The organism is Marivirga sp. (assembly GCF_051117495.1).
Lineage (GTDB): Bacteria > Bacteroidota > Bacteroidia > Cytophagales > Cyclobacteriaceae > Marivirga.
In genome coordinates this window covers 43,113-68,346 of record NZ_JBNPEF010000020.1, presented here as the reverse complement: position 1 = coordinate 68,346, position 25,234 = coordinate 43,113, and the positions used below count along the sequence as shown (strand labels likewise).

Annotated in this window: 21 protein-coding genes; 11 read left to right on the top strand and 10 right to left on the bottom strand. The window is 35.5% G+C overall.

What is annotated here, in order from left to right:
* Positions 1–58 precede the first annotated feature (58 nt).
* A complete protein-coding gene (gene ggt / locus ACFE0M_RS11315; RefSeq protein WP_434545871.1) occupies positions 59–1,735 on the bottom strand; it encodes a gamma-glutamyltransferase in 1,677 nt (558 codons plus the stop codon).
* Between the two features lie 285 nt (positions 1,736–2,020).
* On the opposite strand from ggt, the gene ACFE0M_RS11310 reads away from it, so the two are divergent.
* Positions 2,021–3,412, top strand: coding sequence for a glycoside hydrolase family 16 protein (locus tag ACFE0M_RS11310; protein ID WP_434545870.1), 1,392 nt, complete (start codon positions 2,021–2,023; stop codon positions 3,410–3,412).
* 419 nt (positions 3,413–3,831) lie between these two features.
* On the opposite strand, the gene ACFE0M_RS11305 is transcribed toward ACFE0M_RS11310, so the two are convergent.
* The gene (locus ACFE0M_RS11305) at positions 3,832–4,494 is read right to left on the bottom strand and encodes a metallophosphoesterase family protein (RefSeq protein WP_434545869.1); all 663 of its coding nucleotides are present in this window, start codon (positions 4,492–4,494) and stop codon (positions 3,832–3,834) included.
* A 178-nt stretch (positions 4,495–4,672) separates the two neighbouring features.
* On the opposite strand from ACFE0M_RS11305, the gene ACFE0M_RS11300 reads away from it, so the two are divergent.
* The 3 genes from ACFE0M_RS11300 to ACFE0M_RS11290 are packed head-to-tail and all read left to right on the top strand — an operon-like array spanning position 4,673 to position 6,997.
* Positions 4,673–5,134 carry a YybH family protein gene (locus ACFE0M_RS11300; RefSeq protein WP_434545868.1) on the top strand — a complete coding sequence of 154 codons (462 nt, stop codon included), beginning with the start codon at positions 4,673–4,675 and terminating at the stop codon, positions 5,132–5,134.
* Positions 5,127–6,443 (top strand): hypothetical protein, encoded by a 1,317-nt coding sequence (locus tag ACFE0M_RS11295; RefSeq protein WP_434545867.1) that lies wholly within the window; start codon positions 5,127–5,129, stop codon positions 6,441–6,443. Before ACFE0M_RS11300 ends, ACFE0M_RS11295 begins: the two co-directional genes overlap by 8 nt.
* Entirely contained in the window at positions 6,440–6,997 is a 558-nt protein-coding gene (locus tag ACFE0M_RS11290) for a hypothetical protein (protein WP_434545866.1), read from the top strand. Before ACFE0M_RS11295 ends, ACFE0M_RS11290 begins: the two co-directional genes overlap by 4 nt.
* A gap of 14 nt (positions 6,998–7,011) precedes the next feature.
* On the opposite strand, the gene ACFE0M_RS11285 is transcribed toward ACFE0M_RS11290, so the two are convergent.
* Positions 7,012–7,647 (bottom strand): hypothetical protein, encoded by a 636-nt coding sequence (locus ACFE0M_RS11285; protein WP_434545865.1) that lies wholly within the window; start codon positions 7,645–7,647, stop codon positions 7,012–7,014.
* A gap of 223 nt (positions 7,648–7,870) precedes the next feature.
* Here ACFE0M_RS11285 and ACFE0M_RS11280 point away from each other — a divergent pair, with 223 nt between their 5' ends.
* The 3 genes from ACFE0M_RS11280 to ACFE0M_RS11270 all read left to right on the top strand — a co-directional run bounded on the left by ACFE0M_RS11280 (position 7,871) and on the right by ACFE0M_RS11270 (position 9,888).
* A complete protein-coding gene (locus ACFE0M_RS11280; protein WP_434545864.1) occupies positions 7,871–8,353 on the top strand; it encodes a DUF2306 domain-containing protein in 483 nt (160 codons plus the stop codon).
* 147 nt (positions 8,354–8,500) lie between these two features.
* Positions 8,501–9,502: an NAD(P)/FAD-dependent oxidoreductase gene (locus tag ACFE0M_RS11275; RefSeq protein WP_434545863.1), complete on the top strand. Its 1,002-nt coding sequence runs from the start codon at positions 8,501–8,503 to the stop codon at positions 9,500–9,502.
* Positions 9,503–9,561: 59 nt separating this feature from the next.
* Positions 9,562–9,888, top strand: a complete 327-nt coding sequence (locus tag ACFE0M_RS11270) for a 2Fe-2S iron-sulfur cluster-binding protein (RefSeq protein WP_434545862.1) — start codon at positions 9,562–9,564, stop codon at positions 9,886–9,888.
* 219 nt (positions 9,889–10,107) lie between these two features.
* On the opposite strand, the gene ACFE0M_RS11265 is transcribed toward ACFE0M_RS11270, so the two are convergent.
* A complete protein-coding gene (locus ACFE0M_RS11265; protein WP_434545861.1) occupies positions 10,108–12,195 on the bottom strand; it encodes an alpha-ketoacid dehydrogenase subunit alpha/beta in 2,088 nt (695 codons plus the stop codon).
* 378 nt (positions 12,196–12,573) lie between these two features.
* Between ACFE0M_RS11265 and ACFE0M_RS11260 the strand changes: the two genes are divergently transcribed.
* The 3 genes from ACFE0M_RS11260 (at position 12,574) to ACFE0M_RS11250 (ending at position 15,954) form a co-directional block, all read left to right on the top strand.
* Positions 12,574–13,713 carry a hypothetical protein gene (locus ACFE0M_RS11260; RefSeq protein WP_434545860.1) on the top strand — a complete coding sequence of 380 codons (1,140 nt, stop codon included), beginning with the start codon at positions 12,574–12,576 and terminating at the stop codon, positions 13,711–13,713.
* Between the two features lie 233 nt (positions 13,714–13,946).
* Positions 13,947–15,284, top strand: a complete 1,338-nt coding sequence (locus tag ACFE0M_RS11255) for a PhoH family protein (protein ID WP_434545859.1) — start codon at positions 13,947–13,949, stop codon at positions 15,282–15,284.
* A gap of 49 nt (positions 15,285–15,333) precedes the next feature.
* Positions 15,334–15,954, top strand: coding sequence for a transposase (locus ACFE0M_RS11250; protein WP_434545858.1), 621 nt, complete (start codon positions 15,334–15,336; stop codon positions 15,952–15,954).
* Between the two features lie 43 nt (positions 15,955–15,997).
* Here ACFE0M_RS11250 and ACFE0M_RS11245 read toward each other — a convergent pair whose 3' ends face one another.
* The 6 genes from ACFE0M_RS11245 to ACFE0M_RS11220 all read right to left on the bottom strand — a co-directional run bounded on the left by ACFE0M_RS11245 (position 15,998) and on the right by ACFE0M_RS11220 (position 24,591).
* Complete coding sequence (locus ACFE0M_RS11245; protein WP_434545857.1) at positions 15,998–16,885, bottom strand: transglutaminase-like domain-containing protein; 888 nt, start codon at positions 16,883–16,885, stop codon at positions 15,998–16,000.
* Between the two features lie 75 nt (positions 16,886–16,960).
* The gene (locus ACFE0M_RS11240; protein WP_434545856.1) at positions 16,961–17,767 is read right to left on the bottom strand and encodes a metallophosphoesterase family protein; all 807 of its coding nucleotides are present in this window, start codon (positions 17,765–17,767) and stop codon (positions 16,961–16,963) included.
* Positions 17,764–19,116 (bottom strand): sodium:solute symporter family transporter, encoded by a 1,353-nt coding sequence (locus tag ACFE0M_RS11235; RefSeq protein WP_434545855.1) that lies wholly within the window; start codon positions 19,114–19,116, stop codon positions 17,764–17,766. Before ACFE0M_RS11235 ends, ACFE0M_RS11240 begins: the two co-directional genes overlap by 4 nt.
* Positions 19,117–19,163: 47 nt before the next feature.
* On the bottom strand, positions 19,164–20,603 hold the full coding sequence (locus ACFE0M_RS11230) for a SusD/RagB family nutrient-binding outer membrane lipoprotein (protein ID WP_434545854.1): 1,440 nt from the start codon (positions 20,601–20,603) through the stop codon (positions 19,164–19,166).
* 11 nt (positions 20,604–20,614) lie between these two features.
* Positions 20,615–23,821 carry a SusC/RagA family TonB-linked outer membrane protein gene (locus tag ACFE0M_RS11225; RefSeq protein WP_434545853.1) on the bottom strand — a complete coding sequence of 1,069 codons (3,207 nt, stop codon included), beginning with the start codon at positions 23,819–23,821 and terminating at the stop codon, positions 20,615–20,617.
* Between the two features lie 80 nt (positions 23,822–23,901).
* Positions 23,902–24,591: a TIGR04282 family arsenosugar biosynthesis glycosyltransferase gene (locus ACFE0M_RS11220; RefSeq protein ID WP_434545852.1), complete on the bottom strand. Its 690-nt coding sequence runs from the start codon at positions 24,589–24,591 to the stop codon at positions 23,902–23,904.
* Positions 24,592–24,895: 304 nt separating this feature from the next.
* On the opposite strand from ACFE0M_RS11220, the gene ACFE0M_RS11215 reads away from it, so the two are divergent.
* Entirely contained in the window at positions 24,896–25,234 is a 339-nt protein-coding gene (locus ACFE0M_RS11215; protein WP_296621101.1) for an arsenosugar biosynthesis-associated peroxidase-like protein, read from the top strand.

Sequence of the window (25,234 nt, the reverse complement as noted above, 5' to 3'; positions counted from 1 at the left end):
TATCTGCTTCTTTTGTTTTCTTATTTGCTAAACTTATATTCTTAAATTTTTATTGATATCAATAAAAAGCCACACCTCCATCAGGACTTCCGCTATCCGCTGCGCCTTCCATATATCCTGTTTCAGCAATAAATTTTATACCCATTAGCCTACCTAAAAAACTGCGCATTTGAAGTTCATGCCCCATGTACTCTAAAGATTCTAAAATTTCCGGAGCCATTTTATATTCTTCGTAAACGATTCTGTCCGGCAGCCATTGATGATGAATTTTGGGTGCTTCTATTGCTTGATTCATTGGGTAATCGTAAACCGTGGTCGCAAGAATAGTTTGAAAAACTGTATTGATAATCGTTCTTCCTCCAGGACTTCCGATTACCAAAAAGGGTTGATTGTTTTTCATTACTATGAATGGACTCATACTGGAGAGCATTCTTTTGCCGGGTTCAATGGTATTGGCAGGCGTTCCAATTTGTCCTGAGTTATTGGTTTCGCCAGGGACAGCATTAAAATCTCCCATTTCATTATTCAAGAGAAAGCCCAATTCCGAAGATTGCATCTTAACACCATAACCTTGTTCAAGAGTAGTTGTCATCGATACGGCCATTCCTGTCTCGTCCATCACAGATAAGTGGGTTGTTTCTCGACCTTCCGAAAATAATTGAATATCCGTGCTATCGCTTTTGCCAGCTTGCTCAAAATCAATTTCTTTTAACAGATCACTAGCATAATTCTTAGAAAGCAATCTTTCTAAATCTGGAATTTCAACAAAATCAGTATCGCCCAAATATTGTGCTCTATCCCTAAAAGCTTTTCGCATTATTTCAGCCAATGTATGGTAGTATTGAACAGAGCCCATTTTAGGAGTAGCATCCAGCTGTCCCCACATATTCATCATTTGGGTAACTGCTATACCACCAGAACTAGGTAGAGGCATACCGTATAAATCATAATTATTAAAAGTTGAATGAATGGGTTTTCTTTCTATGGCTTCATATTTTTCAAGATCTTCAAGCGTTGTAATCCCACCTTGCGATTGAATATAGTCCACTAAAACCTTGGCCATTTCCCCTTCATAAAAGGCAGATTTACCCTCTTTCTGAATTTTCTTCAAAGTTTCAGCTAGGGCCGGCTGTTTCCAAAATTCTCCGAATCTCACAAGTTTTCCGTCTCTTTTAATGAAGCTTTGTATTTCGGGAAATTGATCTGGATTTTCAGCAAAATAAAAGAAGTCATTTGCTAAAGATTTGGGTAATGGAAAGCCGTATTCTGCTAATTGAACGGCACGTTCCAATAGCTTTTCCCAAGATATTTTACCATATTTTTGATGAGCATCATACAAACCAGCTACAGTTCCAGGTACGCCTATTGCTAATGCAGAATTATGATTGCTTCCTGGTTTTAGGTTTCCTTCTTCATCTAAAAACATATTTTGAGTAGAAGCTAAAGGAGCTTTTTCCCTAAAATCGAAAGTCGTGATGTTACCCTCCCCTGTATGAATGACCATAAATCCACCACCTCCAATATTTCCTGCAAATGGCCATGTAACAGCCAATGTGAAAGCTGTAGCTATGGAAGCATCTACTGCATTTCCTCCATCTTTCATTATTTCCAAGCCAGCTTGAGAAGCATAGGTAGAAGCGCTGGCTACCATCCCTTTTTTTCCATAGTGGTTTTGGGAAAATGCTATGGGAATATTAATTAATAAAATAAGGATAAAGCATGAAATACTTTTCATTTTCGCATTAGTTTAATTTTGACTGGAAGTTAATCAAATATTTTTGAAGGCGATTATTGATTTAGCGAAGAAAAGGAAGCTTTGTCCTGTCATTTGGATGAATAAATAGATTAAACTAACTGATGTTATTATTAAGTGCTATTGATGAAATAACCGTGATTACCCGATTTATTGTAGTAGTAATGATGTAGTATTTTATATGGGGTGTAGTAGTAGTGATGCATCTTTAAAATTGTTAAGCTAATGAAATGGAGTTTAATTTAAATAATTTAAATTTTTACAGGAATGAATATAAAATCACTTAAAGGGATAATCGCAGTAATGATCTTTATTGCTTTTTCATGCAATGACAATGATATAGTAACAGAAGAAATGGAAGTTCCTGTTCCAGAAGGGTACTCCCTCATTTGGAATGATGAATTTAATGATGGGATGATAAATCCTGAAAATTGGACTTATGAAACGGGTGATGGCACTGACTTCGGTTTACCCAAAGGCTGGGGAAATAGTGAGTTACAAATCTATACAAATAGTGAAGAAAATTCATCAATAGTAGAAGATGAAGATGTTTCGGCATTAGCCATAACCGCTATAAAAAATGGAACAGATGATTACACTTCCGCAAAACTCACTACACAAAATTTATTCAGCATGCGTTTTGGTAGGATTGAAGTGAAAGCTAAAATGCCTGAAGGGCAAGGGATATGGCCGGCTATTTGGATGTTGGGAGATAATCGCGATCAGGTAAATTGGCCTGGATGTGGAGAGATTGATATTATGGAGATGTTGGGAAATGAGCCTGGTAAAATGTACTCAACTTTGCATTATACGAATAGTGAAAATCGAAAGGGCGAGAATCAGGGAATGAAGCAGGCTGCGGCCGCAGATTTTAGCGAATCTTACCATGTGTTTTCCTTGGAATGGACGCCTGATGCGTTATCATTTGAAGTAGATGGAGAGCAATTTCATGAGGTTGCAATAGATGAAGGCATGAAGGAATTCCAAAGATCTTTTTATTTGATCCTGAATGTTGCAGTAGGTGGATTTTGGCCCGGTTATCCGGATGAAACCACTACTTTCCCTCAAACTATGCTGGTTGATTATGTGAGGGTTTATTCAAAAAATGGGCTTGATTTGCCTGCTGAACCGACACTGGATGTAGAAGAAGAAACAATTGGACAAATTTTAGAGCCTAATATTGCGGAAAATGCGATTAAAGATGGTTTTGATAATCTAGGCAATATTGAAATTATTGCATACGGTGGTGGCGGTGAGCCTTTAATTGATACATCAGAATCTGCAGTGGACGGTGATTTAAGTTTAAAATTAGATTATCAAGGAGGAAATTGGGGTGGTGCATACATAGAAATGGAACAACCCGCAGACATAAGTGAATTTACTCATTTAACATTTAGTTTGAATAAGCCAGAATCCTTAGTCGATGCTGAAATTAAGCTGGAAAGCACTGATAGTGATGCAACAGTTTACTTGAAAGATTATTCAAGCACAACTTTAGAAAGCGGATTTGAAGAATATGTTATTCCACTCAGCGATTTTGAAGGATTAAATTTGAATAATTTGAATATTCCATTTGCATTATGGAATCCGGTAAATGATAATGCTGAATTTGTTGAGGCAACAGTATTGGTAGATAATGTTCACTTTTCAAATAATTAGAATAGTTTAATTTGTTTTAAAGATCAATTATATGTTTTAGGTTAGAAACAAATAATTTCAGGGCTGTCTCATTCTTAATATTGGTTTATGTTTAGTTTTGAGATAGCCCTTTTTGTTTTTTTTATATTGCTACAGCAAAATCTCACATCTTTTTTAAAACAAGGTGTTTTTTCTATCTGATTTGAATAATGAAATATTATGCTTTTGCTGGCTTTCTGCTTCTAGTTTATCTGCAAACCAGTCGTTTTGAATATAAAGATTCCAAATCATATAGCGTATTTTTTGAAAGGAAAACAGATCAACTTTAAGGAGTTTTGGAAGTAGAGAAAAATAATCTAAAATCAGGACTAAATTCTTTTTAAGAAGTTTCATTATTTGATTAAGTCAAATTTAAGGAGAAGAATTTCAAGGACAATACCTCAATCTTTATTTACTTCAAAATAGAGCTCTTTAGTATCCAAATTAAAGCAGCAAAGCCTTCCTAAACCAGCTTGGTCAGTTTTATAGCAGCCATTATCGATCCCTAGCACCTGACTTTCTTCAAGGTCATCTCGCATTTTGATTATGTCATTTTTGGTGATGGACTGATGTCCATGTATGATTTTTTTATTCCCCAGGCGATTATAGTCGATGTCTTTATACCAATCTCTTATCCAATACATGTTCCTGTTCTCCTGCAAATGGGATTCTTTGCTGAAATCTAAGCCTGCATGCACTAGAATATAATTACTTGAGATGTGGTAAGGCTTGACTTTAAGAAACCAATTAATATACTTTTTCGGCATTTCTTTTAAGTTTGTTATTCCAAAACTTTTTAAAGTAACATCCTCACTATTGACTTTGTCATTATAAATAATGGAATCAAATATCATCTCCTCATGATTTCCCTTTAAACAGTGAATATTATATTTTTCACTTTCCAATTGCATAATGAAATCAACAACCTCTTTACTATAACTCCCCCGATTTATGTAATCACCCAGAAGAATTAATTCATCACTTTTGTTCAGCCCGATGGTGTTTAATAGCTCTTTGAAGGTATGATAACATCCATGTATATCACTGATTGCATATCTTGCCATAATCGTAGTCGTTTTTCCTTGTATTATAGTCACAACTGATAATCTTTTAGAGTGTTGTTGAGCGTGTATTCTACCTTAAGTGTTTGATTTAAAGATTTTTTTCAACAGTCTAAAAAAACACTGGCTAGCTTGTGATTCCTTATCATTCAATTTATTTTTAGATTTAGATTCTTTCGATATGGAAAAGCTATCAAATTTTAAGGGCTTATTGCTCATTGGATTATTAAATCTATTCTTGGTGTTGAGCAATTCAGCTGCACAAGAAAACCCTAAAGCAATCGATTTACCGGAAGAATTAGACCGAGTACTTCGCGATTATGAGACACATTGGGAAAATTCAAATGCAGCTCAGCTAGCTAGCCTTTTTACTGAGGATGCTTACATTTTAAGGCCCAATAAACCCATCACCAAAGGCAGATCCAATATTGAAGAAGCCTACCAATATGCAGGAGGCAGATTGGTATTAGAAGCGTATGACTATGCGATAAATGGTGATACTGGCTATATCATTGGTGGTTATAAAGGGTATGAGAGCTGGCCTGCTATCGGTAAATTTATTTTGACTTTAAGAAAAGAAGCTGGCAAATGGATGATCACAGCTGATATGGATAATAGAAACGAACCTGGGAAAAATGAGTAAGAAAGATAGTGATAAAGACAAAGGTGCATATAGAACACCTGCTTGGCTAAAGAGAATACAGGAAGGAAGTTGGGAGCCCGAGATTTTGATTTCTGGTATTGTCTTGTTTGGACTATTTAAAATTTACCCGCTAATAGGCGAATTCAATTACTTTTTAGATAATAATTCATATTCTATCTTCTCTGGTACATCCGTGAATGAAAGTATAAGTAGTATTTTAAAATACGCTAATATTGTTTTAATCTTTGGATTCGTTACACACTTATTATTTAGAAGTGTTTGGGCAGCATTCGTAGGATTAAGTTATGTTTATCCCAAAGGAATAAATTTTGAGAATTTAAAATACCCCTATTTATACAAGCAGCATATTAAAAAAGGTAGTGATTATCAGCTTCATATTATTAAGCTTGAAAAAGTATGCAGCACCTTATTCGCTATTAGTTTTCTAATATTCATGTGGCTCTTAGGGCTTGTTTTCTTTTTAGGATTGGTGACTCTTTTCATTGAAGTAGCAAGCCAAATTATAGGAAGCAGCAACTTTGAAATAGGCTTTGTTGATGACATTATATATGTATTAACTGTAGTTATGATTTTAGACCTGGTAAGTATGGGAGGGTTTAAAAGAATACCTTATGTGAACAAAGTCTTTTACCCGTTATATAGGTTTAGTGGTTGGATAACCCTCTCCTTTTTATATCGGAATATTTATTATGGGCTAATCAGTAATCATAAGAAATGGAAAATAAGCTTAGTCCTAATTTTTTTCTTTATCCTGTCTTTTTTTATGGTTATTTTTCTCCAATTCCGTGATTTTGCTTCTGTTAGGTCGATTGCTCTGGCACCATACGAAAGTCCCGAGTATGGACTGAAGGAAGATATGTACAGAAGTAAAGTCCAAAATGGTTTTTATTCTAAATACATGCATATCGAAGATTATATTATAGATAAAGCTTATTTGGAATTATTTATTGTTCATTCTACCCGTTTTGAAAAAGATTGGATAATGCCCGCTTGTAATTACGAAATTCAAAAAGAACAAGAAGGTATTGCTTATGATTCCTTGAAGATGAGCTGCCTTGAAAAATTTTATGGTGTTGTACTTGATGGGAATTTATTGGAAGACGATTTTATCTATCAACGTAATTCGCAAACTGGTCAGGATGGATTATTATCGATAATAGACATTTCTCATTTGAAAAAGGGGAAACATCATATTGATTTGTACTATGACTTTTATAATCAGGAAGAGGATTCTACCTATCATCAAAATTCCAGTCGGCTAACCTTTTATAAAGTAAATTCAAAATGAAAAAAAGATTAAACGCAGATAGGATTGTAAGTGTGAGTGCCATAATCGTCAGTCTCGCTACATTGCTGATGATATTGTATCAGACAATGTTAACGAGGAAAGAGCAGCATGTATCTGTTATGCCTAGCCTCATGATTGGCTATGGAAAAAGTATTGATTCTCTAGGAATTGTTGATGAAAGAATATGGTTAGAAAATAAAGGCTTAGGGCCAGCTTTTATTGAAAATATGTTTGTTATTGACAGTACTGGACGATACAATGTTGACTTATTTGACTATTTTGAGAGGATTAATGGCAATAGTGGAACCGATGGTGTAGTTCACATTTTTCCAGGAATTATTGTACCAGAAAATTCAGGAAGACCACTCCATGTCAAAAAAAGTAGTGAAAGTTCCTCTGTTATCCTAGCAAATTATTTTGAGTTTCCATACGAAGTAGATTGGTCAAAAAGGCATAATCCAAAAAAGGCAGTCATCGAAATATATTATAAAAGTATTTATGATGATCACTGGAAAATTCGCTCAGATTCTCCAATTCCAGTTGAATTAGATTAACGCTTGGTGACAATTTAATCGATTATGATTCCTTTATCTGGATTTATGATAAAACCATATTTTTTCATGATCTCTGATACTTTTTCTACTTTATTCATGACGATATCATTATACCAAACATAATTTTTTGACAACAAGGATTTTCGATTGCCCTTTATATAATATTCAATTTTCCTCTCCATAATTGCATTGGCTTCTTTAGCATCAAATAGCTCTAGCATAGCATCATATTCTACCCATACAACCATAATATGATGGTATAGATTTTTTTGTTTAGGGGCTGGTGGATTGGGAAATAATTCTTTCAGTTCTGCTATAGCTGCATTTTCTGCGGTATCTTTTGCATCATCGCCCACAAACCAATGTGCATTTTCGTGTAGAAAGACGGAAAGTTGCACTTCATCATCATCTAAATGATTGGTATTCATGGTTAAAACAGGATGGCTATGCGCATCTTCTCCATGCGCCATTTGAATGGTATTGGTAAACATCCAGTCGTCAATTTCATATTCTGATACAATTCTTTTCAGCTGTTTCCTGCCTTCTTGTTTGAGTTCCTCTACGAAAACGATCTCATTCTGTGATTGCGCTAATCCGTTTAAGGAGCTAATAATAAATACTATTATTAAGTAGTTCTTAAAATAGGTCATATTTTGAAATTTAGTAATTGTAAATATTATATAAAATCTAACCGTTAATTTATCTATGTTTTGGAAAATAATCAAATCAGATTTCTCCATGGATGAGGGGATAGAGAATTTGTCGATCAGTTTATTAGAAGTGTTGAGTTCTTATTTCTGCTATTCATTAAAATAGATGCTGTTGAATTTTCTTCAAATCTTTTCTATTTTAATAATTCTAAATATTATTGATATGCCAGACATGATTCAAAGTACTGAAGGTCTTATTCATTTCATTGCAGGAGTACTTGCGCTTATTACTGGTACATTAGTGCTGTCCATGAAGAAAGGCACTAAGTTACATATTAGGATAGGCTATATCTACGTAATCAGTATGCTAGTTTTATTAATCAGCAGTTTTATGATATACCGGCTTTTTAACGGCTGGGGAATCTTCCATTATGCATCTATTATCAGCGCTTTTTCACTTCTTGTAGGTATAATTCCAGCTATTTTTCTCAGACACAAATCTTTTTGGTTGAGGCTTCATTTCACAGGAATGTTCTGGTCAGTCATTGGCTTATGGGCTGCTTTTGTAGCCGAGATGAGCGTACGAGTACCGGAAAGTAGTTTTATGTGGATGGTGGGAGTTGCCTTTGGTGTTGTGATGTTAATTGGTGTCATCATTTTTAGTTTTTATAAACCGAAGTGGATTTCTTGGACTAAGTATTATTGAAAAGGAAGGATTGTGATTTTTATTTACAATTTTTCAATGAGTATTCTCTTATTAAAGATATTTTCCAATTTAGTTAGTAAAACAACTATTTTTATACGAACTTTGTCAGCGAAATGAAGTTATACCTATAATAACTTACGAAAAACAATGATACAAACTGACATTTGCATTATCGGAGCAGGCCCAGTAGGTCTATTTGCAGTATTTGAAGCAGGATTATTGAAGTTGCGTTGCCATTTGGTGGATGCCCTTCCTCAAGTGGGCGGACAGCTTTCTGAGATTTATCCGCAAAAACCTATCTATGATATTCCCGGTTTTCCAGAAGTGAAAGCACAGGAATTAGTAGATAATTTGATGGATCAAATCAAGCCTTTTAATCCTACTTTTACTTTAGGGGAGAGATTGGATAAGGTAGAAAAAACTGCTACAGGATTCGAGTTAAGAACCTCAGACGGTACTGAAATAGATTGTAAGGCGGTAGTGATCGCAGGTGGATTAGGTTGTTTCGAACCTCGTAAACCGCCTTTGAAAGAAATTGCTGATTTTGAAGGAAAGGGTGTTTCTTATATGGTGAAAGATCCGGAGCAATTCAGGGATAAAAATGTGATCTTAGCAGGTGGGGGAGACTCCGCTTTGGATTGGACTATTGAACTTTCTAAAATTGCTAAGAAAATTACTTTAGTTCACAGAAATGAAACTTTCCGTGGAGCACCTGATTCAGCAGATAAAGTTTTTGAATTAGCGAAAGAAGGAAAGATCAATCTTTTATTGAAAAGTAATTTGGCTTCACTTTCCGGAAACGGTAAATTGAATTCTGTTAAAGTTACAGGCGCGGACAAAACCGAAATGGAATTAGAGGCTGATTATTTAGTGCCTCTATTCGGCTTAAGCCCTAAGTTAGGCCCTATTGCTGATTGGGGGTTAAGTATCCATAAAAATCAGATTGAGGTAAATACTGAGGATTATTCTACTAATGTTCCAGGTATTTATGCTATTGGAGATATTAATACTTACAAAGGTAAATTGAAATTAATTTTATGTGGTTTCCATGAGGCGGCTTTAATGGCACAATCTGCTTTTAAACATATATACCCAGATAAGCATTTAAGTTTCAAATACACCACCGTAAATGGTATTGAATCATTTTAAAATAAAGCCACGAGTCCTGTCAGGTTTTTAAAACCTGACAGGACTTGTTAATAGGAAGTATGAGTGATATAAAAATAAAAGTACAAGATTATTCAGGTGATGTTCAAGAGCTTGAAGCTCCGACCGATATGGGCTTAAGTCTAATGGAGTTTTTAAAGGCCAATGAATATCCAATCCTAGCTACCTGTGGAGGAATGGCACTATGCGCCACTTGCCATGTGAAAGTGGAGGAAGGCTTTGATAATTTAAATGAGCCGGGAGATCAAGAAATGGATCAATTGGATATATTACCCAATGCGGAACATAATAGTCGTTTAGCTTGCCAATTGAGACTACATCCAGATATGGATGGCATTATGGTTCGACTTGCGGCAGATGAAGAATAGATAAGTTTAGATTTCTTTTATAGAGAGCACCCACTGCCATGTGAGTGCTTTTTTTATGAGATCAAGAATTATCTTAACCAGTAAATCTCTGGGTATATCAACTATCAATTGTCAAATGAAGCACGGTCTATTTAATTGTAATAGCCAACATCAATCATTACACGTCCAAGACCCTTCTATAACAGACTTCGAACTTCCATATTCCTACTTCCAACTTTTTTAATACCCCAACAAATCCCTAATCTCTTGCTCCACCTTCTCTGCATTCGGCAACATCGCTTTTTCCCATTCTACATTCAAGCCGATAGCTGGTAAATTAAGTGCTCCATACGATTTAACAGGTGCATCTAAATATTCAAAACAGTGCTGGTTTAATCTTCCGGCCAAAGATTCAGCAAATGAATTCATCAGAGGCTCTTCCGTCAGCACCAATGCTCTACCATGCTTCTCTGTTCTTTCTTTTACCAGTTCCCAATCCAATGGGTTTAATGTTCTTAAATCAATAATCTCAACGTGACCTTTAAATTTTTTCGAAGCCGCTTTTGCCCAATAAATGCCCATTCCATAGGTTATAATGGTCATGCTTTCTCCATTTTCAATTTTTTCTGGATCCGCTTCTTGTTCTATTCTTCCTTTTCCTAGTGGGATGATGTAATCTTCATCCGGCTCATGGTTTTTTGCTCCATCTGTCCCAGGTACCTTTGACCAATACAAGCCTTTATGCTCCAGCATCACCACAGGATTTGGATCATAAAAAGCGGCCTTCATCAATCCTTTCATATCAGCCGCATTAGATGGATATACAACTTTTATTCCTCTAATGGTTAATAGAGTTGATTCAACCGAACCAGAATGATAAGGACCACCGCCTCCATAAGCTCCAATTGGAACTCTGATCAGGGATTGAATAGGGAATTTACCATAAGATAGGTAGCATGATTTTGACAGCTCTTCAACCAATTGGTTCATACCCGGCCAAATGTAATCTGCAAATTGGATTTCTACTATTGGTTTTGCACCAGCAACAGACATTCCAGCGGTACTTCCAATAATGTAAGCTTCTTGAATAGGCGTATTAAATACTCGCCCATCTCCGTATTTCTTGGCTAAGTTGGCGGCTTCACGGAATACACCTCCTAAAGTACCCCCAACATCTTGTCCGTAGAATAGTGCTTCCGGATTATTTTTTAAAATATCATCTACTGCATGTAAAGCAGCATCTACCATCACCGATTTTTCAGCCCCCTTTGGTTTGCGCTGTCCTTTTTCTTCGGTTATTGGCGTTTCTGCAAATTCGTGTAATAGAACTTCACTAGGATCAACATCATCTGCATCTAAAGCTTTTTCATAAGCTTCGTTTGCAGTTTTAATAGCGTCATTTTCTAATTTATTTAATTCCTCTTCTGAAAAATTATTCTTCAATAAATATTGATGGAATTTCAGGATAGGATCGCCTAAAGTATGTAATTCGAGGTCATCTGCACTTCTATACCACTCTTTTCTTACCCCTGAAGTATGGTGACCTAAAAGTGGGCAATTAGCATGCAATAAAACGGGTCCTTTTCGGTTTCTGACATGCTTTATGGCTTCTCCCATTTTGGTATAAGAATCCTCAAAATCAGTCCCATTGGCCTGCATTCTTTTCAAGCCTTTAAATCCAGCTGCATATTCATAAGCGTCCATGGCACGCATTTCTTTACCTGTTGCTGAAATACCCCAGTCGTTATCTTGAACCAAATAGATAATAGGTAAATTCTTTAATACTGCCATTTGAAAAGCTTCAGCAACTTCTCCTTCTGTTACAGATCCGTCACCAAGGGAACAAACTACCACCGGTTTTTCTCCCTCATTTCCTAAACCGTGCTCTTCTTTAAATTTTAAACCATGCGCCATTCCTGTGGCAGGAATTACTTGCATTCCAGTTGCAGAACTTTGATGAGGAATCGTTGGCATTCCTTTTCTTTTTAAAGAAGGGTGATTGTAATAGGAGCGGCCACCTGAAAAAGGATCATCTTTTTTTGCCATCAGTTGAAGCATTAATTCATATGGTTCCATTCCGATGCCCAACAAAATGCTTTCATCTCGATAATAAGGCGCTAGGTAATCGATAGGTTTTAATTGCATAGATGCGGCAAGCTGAATAGCTTCATGTCCGCGTGAAGTACTATGCACATATTTTGAGGCAATGGCTTTGTTTTCATCGTAAATTTCAGCCATTCTTTTGGCAGTATGCATTAAGCGATATGCCTTTTCTAAAATTTCGTTTGATATAGTGGTTTTATTTTTCTTAGCCGTCTTGACACTCATGCTTTAATCTCTTTTTCGTTTCCTGAATTCAAAAATAAGGAATTCTTTGTTTTTCCTACCGATTGTTAGGCAGTTATTTTGATATACGGTTATCATTTCATTTTAGGTACTGATTTTGGGCTCTATTTCATTTTCGATAAATATTTAGTTGGTTTTTTCTTTCAAACCGCCTATTTTCAAATCGTGTTTGTGTTTGTATGCATTTCAAAAGGTGAGTGCATTTTATGGGTGTATGGATATTGAGCTTTCCACAATTATTAATTAACGAGACCAATTCCATTATTAAATTTCGGACTAGAACCGAGCTGAAATTTCTTTGCCTTTACCAAAATAGGTAGAAGCACAGGCGCATTATGTTTAACTATCAACAAACAAATTATGCGTTATTATTTACTATTAAGTTTTCTGATTTTACCATTTTTCAAACTCCATTCCCAAGTCAAAAAATTAGTCCGCCACAAGGTACAGTTAGGTATCAGTTCTGGTGCGGATAATTCGCAGCATAGTCATTATATACTATCCAATTTGTCCTTGCATCTACTATCAGGTTACACTGGTGCTATTCAAGGGTTTCAAATAAGCGGGATCAGTAATCGCTCTTTTCTCTATACAAATGGATTACAACTATCGGCTTTTTCTAATGTTACAGGAAATTTGGCATTTAGACCTGAAAAGCATGTCGATTTTGAATTTCGTGGTGCACAAATAGGAACTTTGATCAATAAAGTAGAAGGTGATGGAAAAGGTTTACAACTTGGTGTTTTTAATAGAGTCAGCAAAACTTTTGAAGGCATTCAAATGGGGATGTTTAATGCCATTCAACGTGGGGCATTGGGATTGCAATTAGGAGGAATATTCAATTATGCACCCAAAAGAAATTCCATGGCACAAATTGGCTTGTTTAATTATTCATTTGACGCAGGCTTAATGTATGAAAAAGGCTTTTTCTTTATGCGCGATCATTTTCAACTGGGCTTCATGAACATTACCAATAAAAACCATGGCTGGCAAATTGGATTAATCAATTTAAGTAAAGATAATAAAGGGATTCCTGTGGGGTTGATCAATACCAGTACTAGTCATGGAGAAGGAAATTTGGCTGCAAATGAGATTATGAATACTTACCTTACCTTTTCAAATGGAAGTAAATATTTACTCAATCGTTTGATTGTGGGCTATAACTATAGTTGGAATAAAAACATCAATTGGACGGCTGGGTACGGTTTGGAATTAAAATATTATAAAATTAATAATCATAATGCTATTTCAATATCTCATGATATATTATATATGATGCAGAGAAATAAGAAATGGAACAATGGCCTACCTGTAAGTAGGATTTCTTTAAATTTCAGTAATGATATCTTTGATAAATATGTCCCACCAATATTGATAGGAATTTCCTACAATATCGGCTATTTCTCCAATGAAGAAGCCCAATTGGATTTGCCATTAATTATGAAGGCAACTGAAAATACAACGCACTGGATAGGCTTTGATTTTGGGTTTAAGTTGTAATTTTCATTTCAAAAAAAATACACAAGTATTTATTACTTAAAGTACGTTACGTAATTTACGGAATATTTGAAGGCTCTCTTATTTATACATTACCAAATCATTAATTTTATCTTTATAGCCAATTGATTATCTGTTATTTATATATTTTTTAAATATTTACCTCCTAACTTTTAGTTGACAATGCCGAATATTTTTTAAATTGATTTCAAAATCATATCAACTTACATATATATATGGCGAAGGCTAAGAAAGAAAAGAAAGTATTTGTACTCGACACTTCAGTTATAATTTATTCCCACGACTCCATTATGAACTTTGCAGAGCATGATGTAGCCATTCCTATCACGGTTTTGGAAGAATTGGACCAGTTCAAAAAAGGGAATGATACCAAAAATTTTGAGGCTCGTGAATTTATCAGAATGATAGATAAACTAGCGGATGGACGATCACTAAGTGAATGGATTCCACTGAATGGGAAATCAAAAGGTGTTTTTAAGGTCTTAATGCCAAGTACAAAATCAATTGATACGGATCATATATTTTTAGAGGATATTCCCGATCATAAAATTTTGGGAAGTGCAGTTCAGCTCCAAAAAGAACTAAAGGATAAAACCGTAATCTTAGTCACAAAGGATATTAATCTAAGATTAAAAGCTAAGAGCTGTGGCTTACGTTCAGAAGATTATCAAACCGGCAAGGTTAAGAATGTTAGTGATTTACATTCCGGTAAACTACAGTTGGAAACGGTTACCACGGAAACCATCAATAAACTTTATGATACTTATCATTGTGAAGTTTCGGATATTATGGGTAAGAAAAAGCCCATGAACAATACTTTCTATATCCTTAAAAGCAATAAAAATTCGGCTTTGGGCTTTTATAATGCCATTACTAATCAAATTGATAAAGTAGAGAAGAAATCTGCTTATGGTATTATGCCCAAAAATGCAGAACAAGCTTTTGCTATTCATGCCCTACTAAATCCTGAAATAAAATTGATGACTTTACAAGGAGTAGCTGGAACAGGGAAGACCTTGATCGCGCTGGCCTCTGCTTTGGAACAGCGTAAAGATTTTAAACAGATATTTTTAGCCAGACCGATTGTTCCTTTATCTAATAAAGATATTGGCTATCTTCCAGGAGATATAAAATCAAAATTGAATCCTTATATGGAACCATTGTGGGATAATTTGAAATACATTCAACATCAATTCCAAGAACATGAAAGGGAATTTTTGAACATTACTGATATGGTCAATAAGGAAAAATTAACCATTCAGCCCTTGGCCTATATTAGAGGAAGAAGTTTATCCAATATATATTTCATCGTGGATGAAGCGCAAAACCTAACGCCACATGAGGTGAAAACCATTATCACCAGGGCAGGGGAGAACACCAAAATTGTTTTCACCGGAGATGTCAATCAAATTGATACGCCATATTTAGATTCTCAATCCAATGGACTCAGTTATCTGATCGACAGGGTAAAAGGCCATGAATTATATGCACATGTTACGCTGGAAAAAGGAGAGAGGTCTGAATTGGCTAATTTGGCGAATGATGTGTTATAGAAGATTTTAGATTGCAGATTTTAGATTTAAAGAAGATGTCTCTTGTGACATGGATAATAAATTTAAAGGAAAATACAGGATAGAATCAGCTCGAAGGCAGAAATGGGATTACAGATGGGATGCAGGATATTTTATTACCATTTGTACCAAAAATAGACAACATTTTTTCGGTGAAATTAATGATGGTAAAATGCAATTGTCTCATTGTGGTATTTTGGCGGACGTATTTTGGTATGAAATAACAAATCACGCAAAATCCGTAATTTTAGATGAATTTGTGGTAATGCCCAACCATATTCATGGAATATTGGTTTTGCAAAATGGTTTTCCACCACCTGTTTATTTTGACGTTTTTGATTTTAATTCAATAGGAAAAAATGGGTTTGGTGCGGGTAGAGACAGGGCATGCCCTGTCTCTACCATGCCCGAAAATAATGAATTATTAGGCAAAAACAGATTCCAAAATCCCGGCAAAAATTCGGTTTCATCCATTATCGGTTCATACAAATCATCGGTGACCAAACACGCCAATCGGTTAAATTTAGAAAATGGTTGGCAGACCCGTTTTCATGACCATATCATCAGGACAAAAGAAGAATATTTTAGGATAAAATATTATATCCGCAATAATCCTAAAAATTGGGAAGAGGATAGGTTTAGAAAGGATTGAAATGTAAAATCATTTAATTCTTAAGAAGAAATAATCTGTACTACTATAATTCTGGATAAAAATCTTTTAATGAATGCGTATAATATGATGTGTTCAGCCTGAATATTTTTTGGAAGTAAGCAGGCTTTTCAGCATCTATAGGATAAAGCGTCAAACTTTTCTTATTGCCAATTATTCTGTCCCAGATACCAATTCCTCCTTGGTTTAGGCTGGTTGTGAAATAGTATAAGTAGGGGCCAATCCACTCTACGTAATCTTCTTTAGTAGTAGTTTCATTTGGGTTTATCAGTGTGAAATCAAGATTATTCTTAATTCTATATTGAAGTTCAACCGCATTTAATGGATTTCCTTCTAAGGTAGGTATTACTCCAAATTGAGGGTCAAAATACATCCACTTTTTAATATCTTCAATGTAAACCTCATTAACTACATGACCGCCCCCAGATTTCACCTCGCTGATATCTTTTGTCATTAGGCCAAGTGTTCGGACTGTGAAACCTAATGAAGATAGACATTGTTTTGCCACGGTGCTATACTCTACACATCGAAATCTTTCTCCCTTTTCAGCTTGCTCTAAAATATATAGTGCGTTATTGTGTTTAGGTGTATTGCAGCAGTCATGCTCCCATCTGCTTTGCACCCAGCTTTGGATGGTCAATATTTTGTCGAAATCAGTATCAATATCTTTTACTAAACTGTCAAGCTGATACTTTAGCCTTAATTTAGTGTAGAAAGAATCATTAGCATAATTAGAATAAGTGATTTCATAATTATCAGTATGAACAGAGTCAAAAGTTAAGTGATGAATGCTTTGATCTCTCGATTCCTTTCCCAATGGTATGAGACCACCTAGTCTTGGAGACATATAAAATGAAAAACCAACAAAGAAAATAAAAAGAATTAAAAATGTCCGAAGTATATATTTAAGCATTGCTTTGATTAGATGGTTTATTGAGATTTACACTTGTAAATTAGTTGATATGATTAAAAATAGCAATTAACCGAGTTAGAAAGCTATAGATTTCCCTTGCTGATTAGTCTCTGCTTCCGGCAATATCTCACAATTATCCCAAATTCCTGTTAGCAAGGTTTTAGCATAGGCTTCCGGTAATTTATTTTCATCCATTAATCTAATGGCTGTTTTATGATCATATTCTAATTGATGATGTTTAACATCTAGGTTTTCATTCATTTCCATAAACCAAACGGCCGTTTCGCCATCATTTGCCGGCATGCCAATTACACCTGCATTAAGCCATTGAAATCCCTCTTGCTCATCTTTGAAAGGCAGTCCGCAATGTCCAGCTAGTATGATATCAGCTCTTGTGGCTTCAAAGTGCTTCAGCTTTTCTTCCCAAGGAGTGGATTTGAAAATAAAATCCGAAGTTCCGGAATAAGAGCCATGCAACATCACCACCTTTTTGCCATAATAATTAAAGGTTAAATGCTCTGGCAAAGATTTCATCCATTGGATGGAATCTACAGATAATTTTGATTGTGCATAAGGATACCACTGTCTGGAAAAAACATCACATCTACTACCTTCATCAAAATCGCAACCACAGTCATCTTCTCCCGAGGCAAGTTGCAACTCAACATTTCCTGCAATACAGTTTATACCCCAAGATTTTACTAATTGAACACATTCTTCTGGTTGTGCGCAATAGCCTGCGACATCTCCGGTACAAAATATATTATGAGGAGGAATTCCAGTTTTATTTGCATAAGCTTTTAGGCTTTCCAATGCTTGGAAATTGCTATACACACCGCCAAAAACTAAAATCTTTCCCTTTATATCTCCAAGTAATTTCATTTTTTCTTAATTAATATAATCGGTATAAAATAAGCTGAAAAGCATAGTGCTGTTCCCCAAACATTGGCAGCTAATAAGCCAGCATATTTCCCTTCTGTGAAAACCAGACTGTCAGGAAACCATCCTACAGTATGAATAATTCCAATAAATATTCCGGCAAATATGGCTAAATGAAAAGACAATTTTGGGGCTTTTATATTCCAAAATATGAATATGGGAGCCAATCCCAACACCATAGTACCACTAATGGTAGTAGCTGATAAAATTTCTGGCTTTACGAAAATAGGGATTGTACCGACTATGGCTAACAAAATCATCATAATCCTGCCCATTTTAACCGTGGGGATTTTCTGAAAGCCTAAATCTATGATGCTCAATTTTGAAAATGAGGAGAATGCTGAATCCAGGGTGGAAGCTGCTGAGGTGACCATAATGAAATTGAGCATTAGCATGCTTCCTAAACCTAGTAATTTCCCAACTTCCACGGCCGCTTGTCCTTCTAAGCCATTGAGTTTGGCAAAAACTCCGATTAGAGAAAATAATGTGATACAAATAAAGCCAATAATTGCGGCTGCTATAAAGCTCTTTAAAGTCTTTTTTGCAGGACTGATAAATCCTCTGTCCGTCATTACTGAATCATGAAATGGATAGCTGAATATTTGAAGGAAAGCAACCAACAATAAGTCAAGACCACCAGCCAAACTCCATTCGCCTGTCTCAACAAAATTTCCAATCGGCTGTGTTTCATCTGATAAAATCAGCTTTAACAATACAAAAAGTAAGACACCAAAAAATACCATTTGAATGGCATCGGTAAGCATGGAACTTCTTAATCCACCTTTTAATGTATAGGCTAAAGTTAGTGCAGTAAACACCAAAATAGAAAAGTAATAGGAGCTACTACCCATCTCACCAAAATAGCTTCCAATCACCATGGTGTTTGACCAAACCTCATTAAATAGTCGAATAGCTACTACTATTGAGAAAATCAAGACTGCTTTCCTACCAAATTTGGAGCTGAGAAAATCATGTATGCTTTTAAATCCTCCTTTGATTCTTAGTCTGTAAATAATAATGCCTGCCACTACAAAAGATAAGTAATAGACCGCATAAGCAATACCACCTACAAAACCGAACTCCAAGCCTAAATTGGCGGCATTGGTAATGGATTTGGCAAAGATCCAGGAGATTACCAAGCTACTGGTTAGCAAGATTACATTAGGTTGCTTTCCTTTTAGCGACAAGGCATTAAAGAATTCTGCCGGTTTTTTGGAAAGCGGTGCTAAAAAGAAAAAAAGGAGGCTGCTTATGATAATCAGCCCCCATTGATACATTAAAATATCTTGCATATTCGCAAAACTATTGATTTTAAATGATTGAATGCAGTGAAATTAGTTTAATCAATATCCCACCAAACGCTCTGATTAATACTATTCTCGGGATTTCCACTGGTCGCAATTAATTGCTCTTGATTCAGTGTGACTTCACCGCTAGGATAAGGCATTCTCACTGGAATTAGCCCATTATTCAAGCTGGCAGTAACCGATTTCAATTCTGGGAAACCTGTTCTTTTCCACTCAATCCAACCTTCATAGCCATTGATGATATTAGCTATCCATTTCTGTTCAATAATTTGTTGAAGTGGATCGTTTCCATTTTCTCCGAAAGCCGCATTGCCCTCGCTTAAGAAATCAGCTGGGATTTCAGTATGCCAATAATCAAAAGCCTGCATAACGGCAGTTTCATATAAGGTTTTTGGATCAGCAGATATATAACCTTTATGCGCAGCTTCTGCTAATAGGAAATTTGTTTCCCATGCGGTCATGAAATTAGCATCCAGTAAGCCAGTATTGCTTCTAAAAATACTGCCACTCAATGAATAATCAGCAACAGAAATAGATATTTGAGAAGCATCGGGACCATTTCGCAATCCTACAAACTCTCCAGAATTAGCTGCAGGGCGAAATAAAACAGTGGCTTTTGGATCATCATATTTCTCCAGAATCTCCTGCATGGTTTCTGACATAATAAAAAGATTGTAATCTCCTTCTCTCAAAGTGGCCATTCTGAAATTATTGGGTCTTCCATCTGTGAAATCAAAAGTAGCATTCTCAGCATTTGTTTTGATGTAATTACTCTCGGCATAAATAGACTGCAATTCATCTTGAATATCCACTCTTTCTGAAATTCTCATCAGTGCTTTTATCCTAAGGGAATTGGCAAATTGAATCCAAAAATTGAGGTTTCCTTCAAATAGGATATCACCGGAAAGCGCAAGATTTCCCTCATAGTTTTCTATAGCAGCAATGCCATTTTCCAGATTATCTAAAATGCCATTTTCTCCTAAATAAATGGTTTCTTGCTCATCAAATTTGGGCGTTACATTGCCTTCTAAACCACTTAAAGCTTCCGAATAGGGCACATTCCCAAAAATATCCGTTAAGGCAGCAGTCATATAAGCTTTTAGAATCAAAGCAGGACCTTCATAAACGGCAAAGGTTTCAGAGTTTTGAGCGATTTTAAGCAATTGCTCATTATCCAAAAGATTTTTATAAACAATGGACCACGGATTTCCTCCCAACTGAGGATTTTTCAAAGCATGGCGGTCAAATAAGTTAAAATCTATGGCAGTCATATATTGCCCCAATAAATTCCCGGCAACAAATCCTTCATAGGACATTTGCTCTCCATAATCGTAAATCACCTGCCGCAAGACAAGTTCTGGCTGAATATCTACTGGAGCATTGGGATTGGTATTGATTTCCTGAAAATCATCCGTACATGCAATTACAGTTAAAAAAGTAATTATAATGAAGTATATATTTAATTTTTTCATATCATTTCAAATTAAAAGTTGAGTGAAATTTTGATACCATAACTTCTACTACTGGCATAGGACATATCTTCCACACCACTTACAAATTGATCTCCTTGTACGGCAAGTTGCTCAGGATCAAAATGCGGAATTTCACTCCATGCCCACAAATTTCTCCCTATTAAAGCAATACTTAGCTGAGCTTCGGAATTTATAAACTTTGGAAAATCATAGCCAATGGAAAACTGTCGTAATTTTAAATAGCTCGCATTATAAATATTGTTTTCCTCATGGTTTCGATCATAATATTGTCGGTAGTAGCTTTCCGGACTAATAGCGGTAGTGTTCGGTTCATAAATTGGATTTTCATCACTGCCTACATTTACCACTCCTTGTGCAATTATATCATCTTCACGATTGGCAGTCTCAATTAACTGTCCGCCTACTCCTCCTAAGGCTAATGTTCTGGAAACCAATATCCCTCCTTGTCTCCAATCCAGTAAAAAGCTTCCGTTAAAGTTTTTGTAGCGGAAATTATTGGAGATTCCTAGAATAAAATCAGGATTATAGTTGCCGAGTTTTTGCAATTCATTGTCGGCTATAAAATTTCCATTTTCATCTAAAATAAACTGTCCGTCATCGGTTTTTTGATATCCGGTTCCATACATATCGCCAATCCTTCCGCCTTTTTCTACCTGATACCAAACAGTTTGGTTATCACTATCGTAAATTCTAGAATAAGCTAAGGTCAATCGATCAACCTGCTCTGGTAATTCTTCCACGGTTGATACATTTCGACTGAAATTAAATAAAGTATTCCAGTTGAAATTAGTAGTTTTGATTGCTTGAATGCCTGCAATGACCTCTACGCCTTCTGTGCGAACCTTACTTCCATTTACAATCTGTTGATCAAATCCGGAGCTGAGCGGTACTGGTAAAGCAATAATTTGATTTTCAGTAAGGGTATTATAATAGGTGAAATCAAAATTCAATTTATCATCCCAGAAGCGAATATCTGCCCCCAATTCTATAGAAGTATTTCTTTCAGGCAATAAATTGGCATTTGGAATAGTGCTTTGATTAGTAAATGCTGGTTGTCCCATATAGGGAGTGCTTGCCCTGTAAATTCCAGCCGTTTGGTATGGATTGGTGTCATTCCCTACTTGCGCCCAGCTAGCCCTAACTTTCGCAAACGAAATTACTTGTGGCAATTCAAAAAGATAGGATGGAATAAAGCTGGTGGATACAGATGGATAAAAGAAAGAAGTATTTTCTACCAATTCGATTGTGGCTAAAGCACTTGACCAGTCATTTCTTCCTGTAACTTCAGCAAACAAATAATTCCTCCAACTGAATTTGGCTACACCAAAAACACTATTAATTCTCTTCTGCGCTTCAAAATCTTCAATTTCCACAGGAATAGCTGAATTTGATAATTTGAAAATACCAGCTTGCGCCAATGCTAGGGCTTGTGATTGTTGGGTATTGGCAAATTGATCTAGCCGATTGGCACCTACAGAAATATCCATTCCAAAAGATCCCATTTGATCTTTAAAATTGATGATCGCATCTGTATTGATTTCTCTGTAAAATACATCATGCTCAGCATAAGCACCATTTTTAAATCTGTTTGTGCTAAATGCTCTTTTAAATTGTCTCAATTCATCAGCATAATCCATTCCGCTTCTCACCATTAAGCTTAATTTGTCATTGAATTCATAATTCCCTGAAATATTTCCGAATAATCGATCCCTTCTAAAGGAATTAGTATTTTCATACATGGTGAAAAAGGGATTATCGAAATAGGTATAATTGAATGAATATTGTTGGATGTTTTCCAATCCAGGCTGCCAATAATCTCTCAAAGCATTTACATCCAAAGAACGTGGGCCCCAAGCCACAATTGAATAATTTACATTTTCAGAACCATAACCATTTGAAGGCCGGTTGTCGCTGCCAGTGTTTGTATATTGAATATTACTATTGATTTTTAAGTTTTCGATGGGCTGAAATCCTAAATTTGCTCGAACTGTTTTTCTGTCCAAATTAACACCTGGAATAATCGACTTACTTCTTAAATCCGTGAAAGATAGTCTGTAATGTCCATTGTCATTCGAATTACCAATTGCTATGTTTTGAATTGAAGTGTATCCTGTTTCATAAAAATCTTTCAGATTATCAGGATATGCCACCATTTCGGTAGGCGTAATGGGAGCCCCACCATGAACCTCAACATCTCCGCCTCTTACCTTTTGTCCATTTGGCAAAGTTACCGGGCTATCAAATTGAGGAGTCATATAACCATTATTTAATTTTGGTCCCCAGCTGTAGGAAATTACATCATTAACACCACCGCCTAAACCATCTACAAAAGCAAATTCACCAGAATTTCCTTGTCCATATTGATTTTGAAACTGCGGTAATTGAAATGCCTCTTCGATAAAAAAAGTATTATTGATGCTGATGCCTAAACCGCTAGCATTTTTACCGGATTTAGTAGTAATGATAATGACTCCGTTAGAAGCCCTTGTTCCGTAAAGTGCAGCAGCCGCAGGTCCTTTTAAAACATTAACACTTTCTATATCATCTGGATTGATATCCATAGCTCCATTTCCGAAATCAATTTCCTGAAATCCTTCTGCTAAATCGGTTGTGTTGTTGACAATGGTGTTATTATTAATCGGAGTTCCGTCCACTATAAAAAGCGGGTTATTATTGGTGAAAGAAGCTTCTCCTCTGATGTTGATTTTGGAAGTTGAACCAACTCCAGTCACACCATTACTAACGGTAACTCCCGCCAATCTACCGGCCAAATTATCCGTGAAATTGGTGGTGTTCACATTGGAGATTTCTCTGGAATTCAATTTCTGTACGGGATAGCCCAAATCTTTTGTTTGGCGTTCAAATCCAAGGGCAGTTACAACGACTTCTGATAATTCTACCGCATTTTCTTCCAAATATATAGTAACAGGACTCTTTACTTCATTCACTTTTATTTCTTGCTCTAAATAACCAATAAAGCTGAATATTAGAGTCTCGGCCTCACTAGAGATGGATAATGAAAATGTCCCATCTAGTTGAGAAGTAGTGCCTTCTTTACTATTCTTTTCATAAATATTAACTCCGGGAATTGGCTCCTTTGTGTTTTGATCGAGTACGCTGCCTTTTATGATTTTATTTTGAGCTATAACCACAAAAGTCATCACACTCATTATTAATGTGAGTAAAAATCTTTTCATTTTCGTTTTGGTAAGTTGAAATTTGAATTATTTGGGGAATGTATAGTTCCTGTTCCCTTCAGGATCTTCCTAAGAATTGATTAGAATAGGGAAGGAGGGGCTCTGAATCCAAATGATGGAGATAAAGTTTGCTTTCGAACTTTAATTTTAAGGGGTAAAAACTTCTTTTGATAAATTTGAAGCATTAACAATACCAGATGGTGAAACTGTTGAAGAGTATTGAAAATAGATTTAGCAAAAGCCCATAAATCTGCCGCTTCATCAAGGTCTTGAAGAGCATTAAGCCAAACAATTTCATTTTGAGTTAGCGACCAACTTTCCTGTAAATTTTCAGATTGCCAGGCTAATTCAATAAATTCCTGAGGATTGAAGTTGCTTTTATTGATACCAATTAAATAGACTCCGCCATCAAGAGAAGGACCTAAAACAGTAGATTGTGTACCCTCTAAAATTTGCCAAGCCCTTTTAATATGTCTATAATTTAGTCCGGGACTATCAATACCAATTACAATTAAATTTTCATATCCTTCTTGGAATGACGCTTGAATAGCATGGGTTATTTTTTTTCCAAAATTTGCCCCTTTTTGTAATTTGCTATTGAAATTGATAATAGGTAATCCACTTTGCTTGCAGATTTTGAGACTGTTATTTCTTAATTCTCGGCTTAGTTGAATAGCTTTTTTCTCCTTTACTTGGGAGAAATATTCCTTTGCTTCAGCTTCTTCATAAGCTGACCTGTTAAAGAGTAATATGGCAGTTTTGCTATTCATTATTTTAATCTCTGCAAGCAACGTAATAAGTAATAATATTGGATTTAAATTTTTCAGATAAATTCATTATTTTAGAATATAAAGTATCTGAAATTATCAGAGATTAAATGTCAGCATGCTGTCATTTTTCGCTTTTTGTTCTTTTCATTTCTTATCCTAAATTAATTATAGTGATATTAGTCACTAATTATTTGGAATGTTAATGCATTGCTCGTTGTTTTGATGGAATCTAAAAACTAGAGATTACCGTATCTCAACCTTTAGATTTAAACAATTAGCATTAAAATTTAATTAACTAATCACTATGAGCAATAAAAGCTATTACAATTCTGATGATTTAAGAAAATTTGGAGATATCAGTGAGTTTTCTCCTGAATTAGGTAAGAAATTCTTTGACTACTATAATGAAGTTTTTAAAGAAGGAGAACTTACCGAAAGAGAAAAAGCATTGATTGCATTGGCGGTTTCACACACTGTTCAATGTCCTTATTGTATAGATGCTTACACATCTGGTTCTTTAGAGAAAGGGGCAACAGAAGGGCAAATGATGGAAGCAGTTCATATTGCGGCTGCAATCCGAGGTGGAGCATCTCTCGTACATGGAGTACAAATGATGAATAAAACCAAAGAACTTTTAATGTAA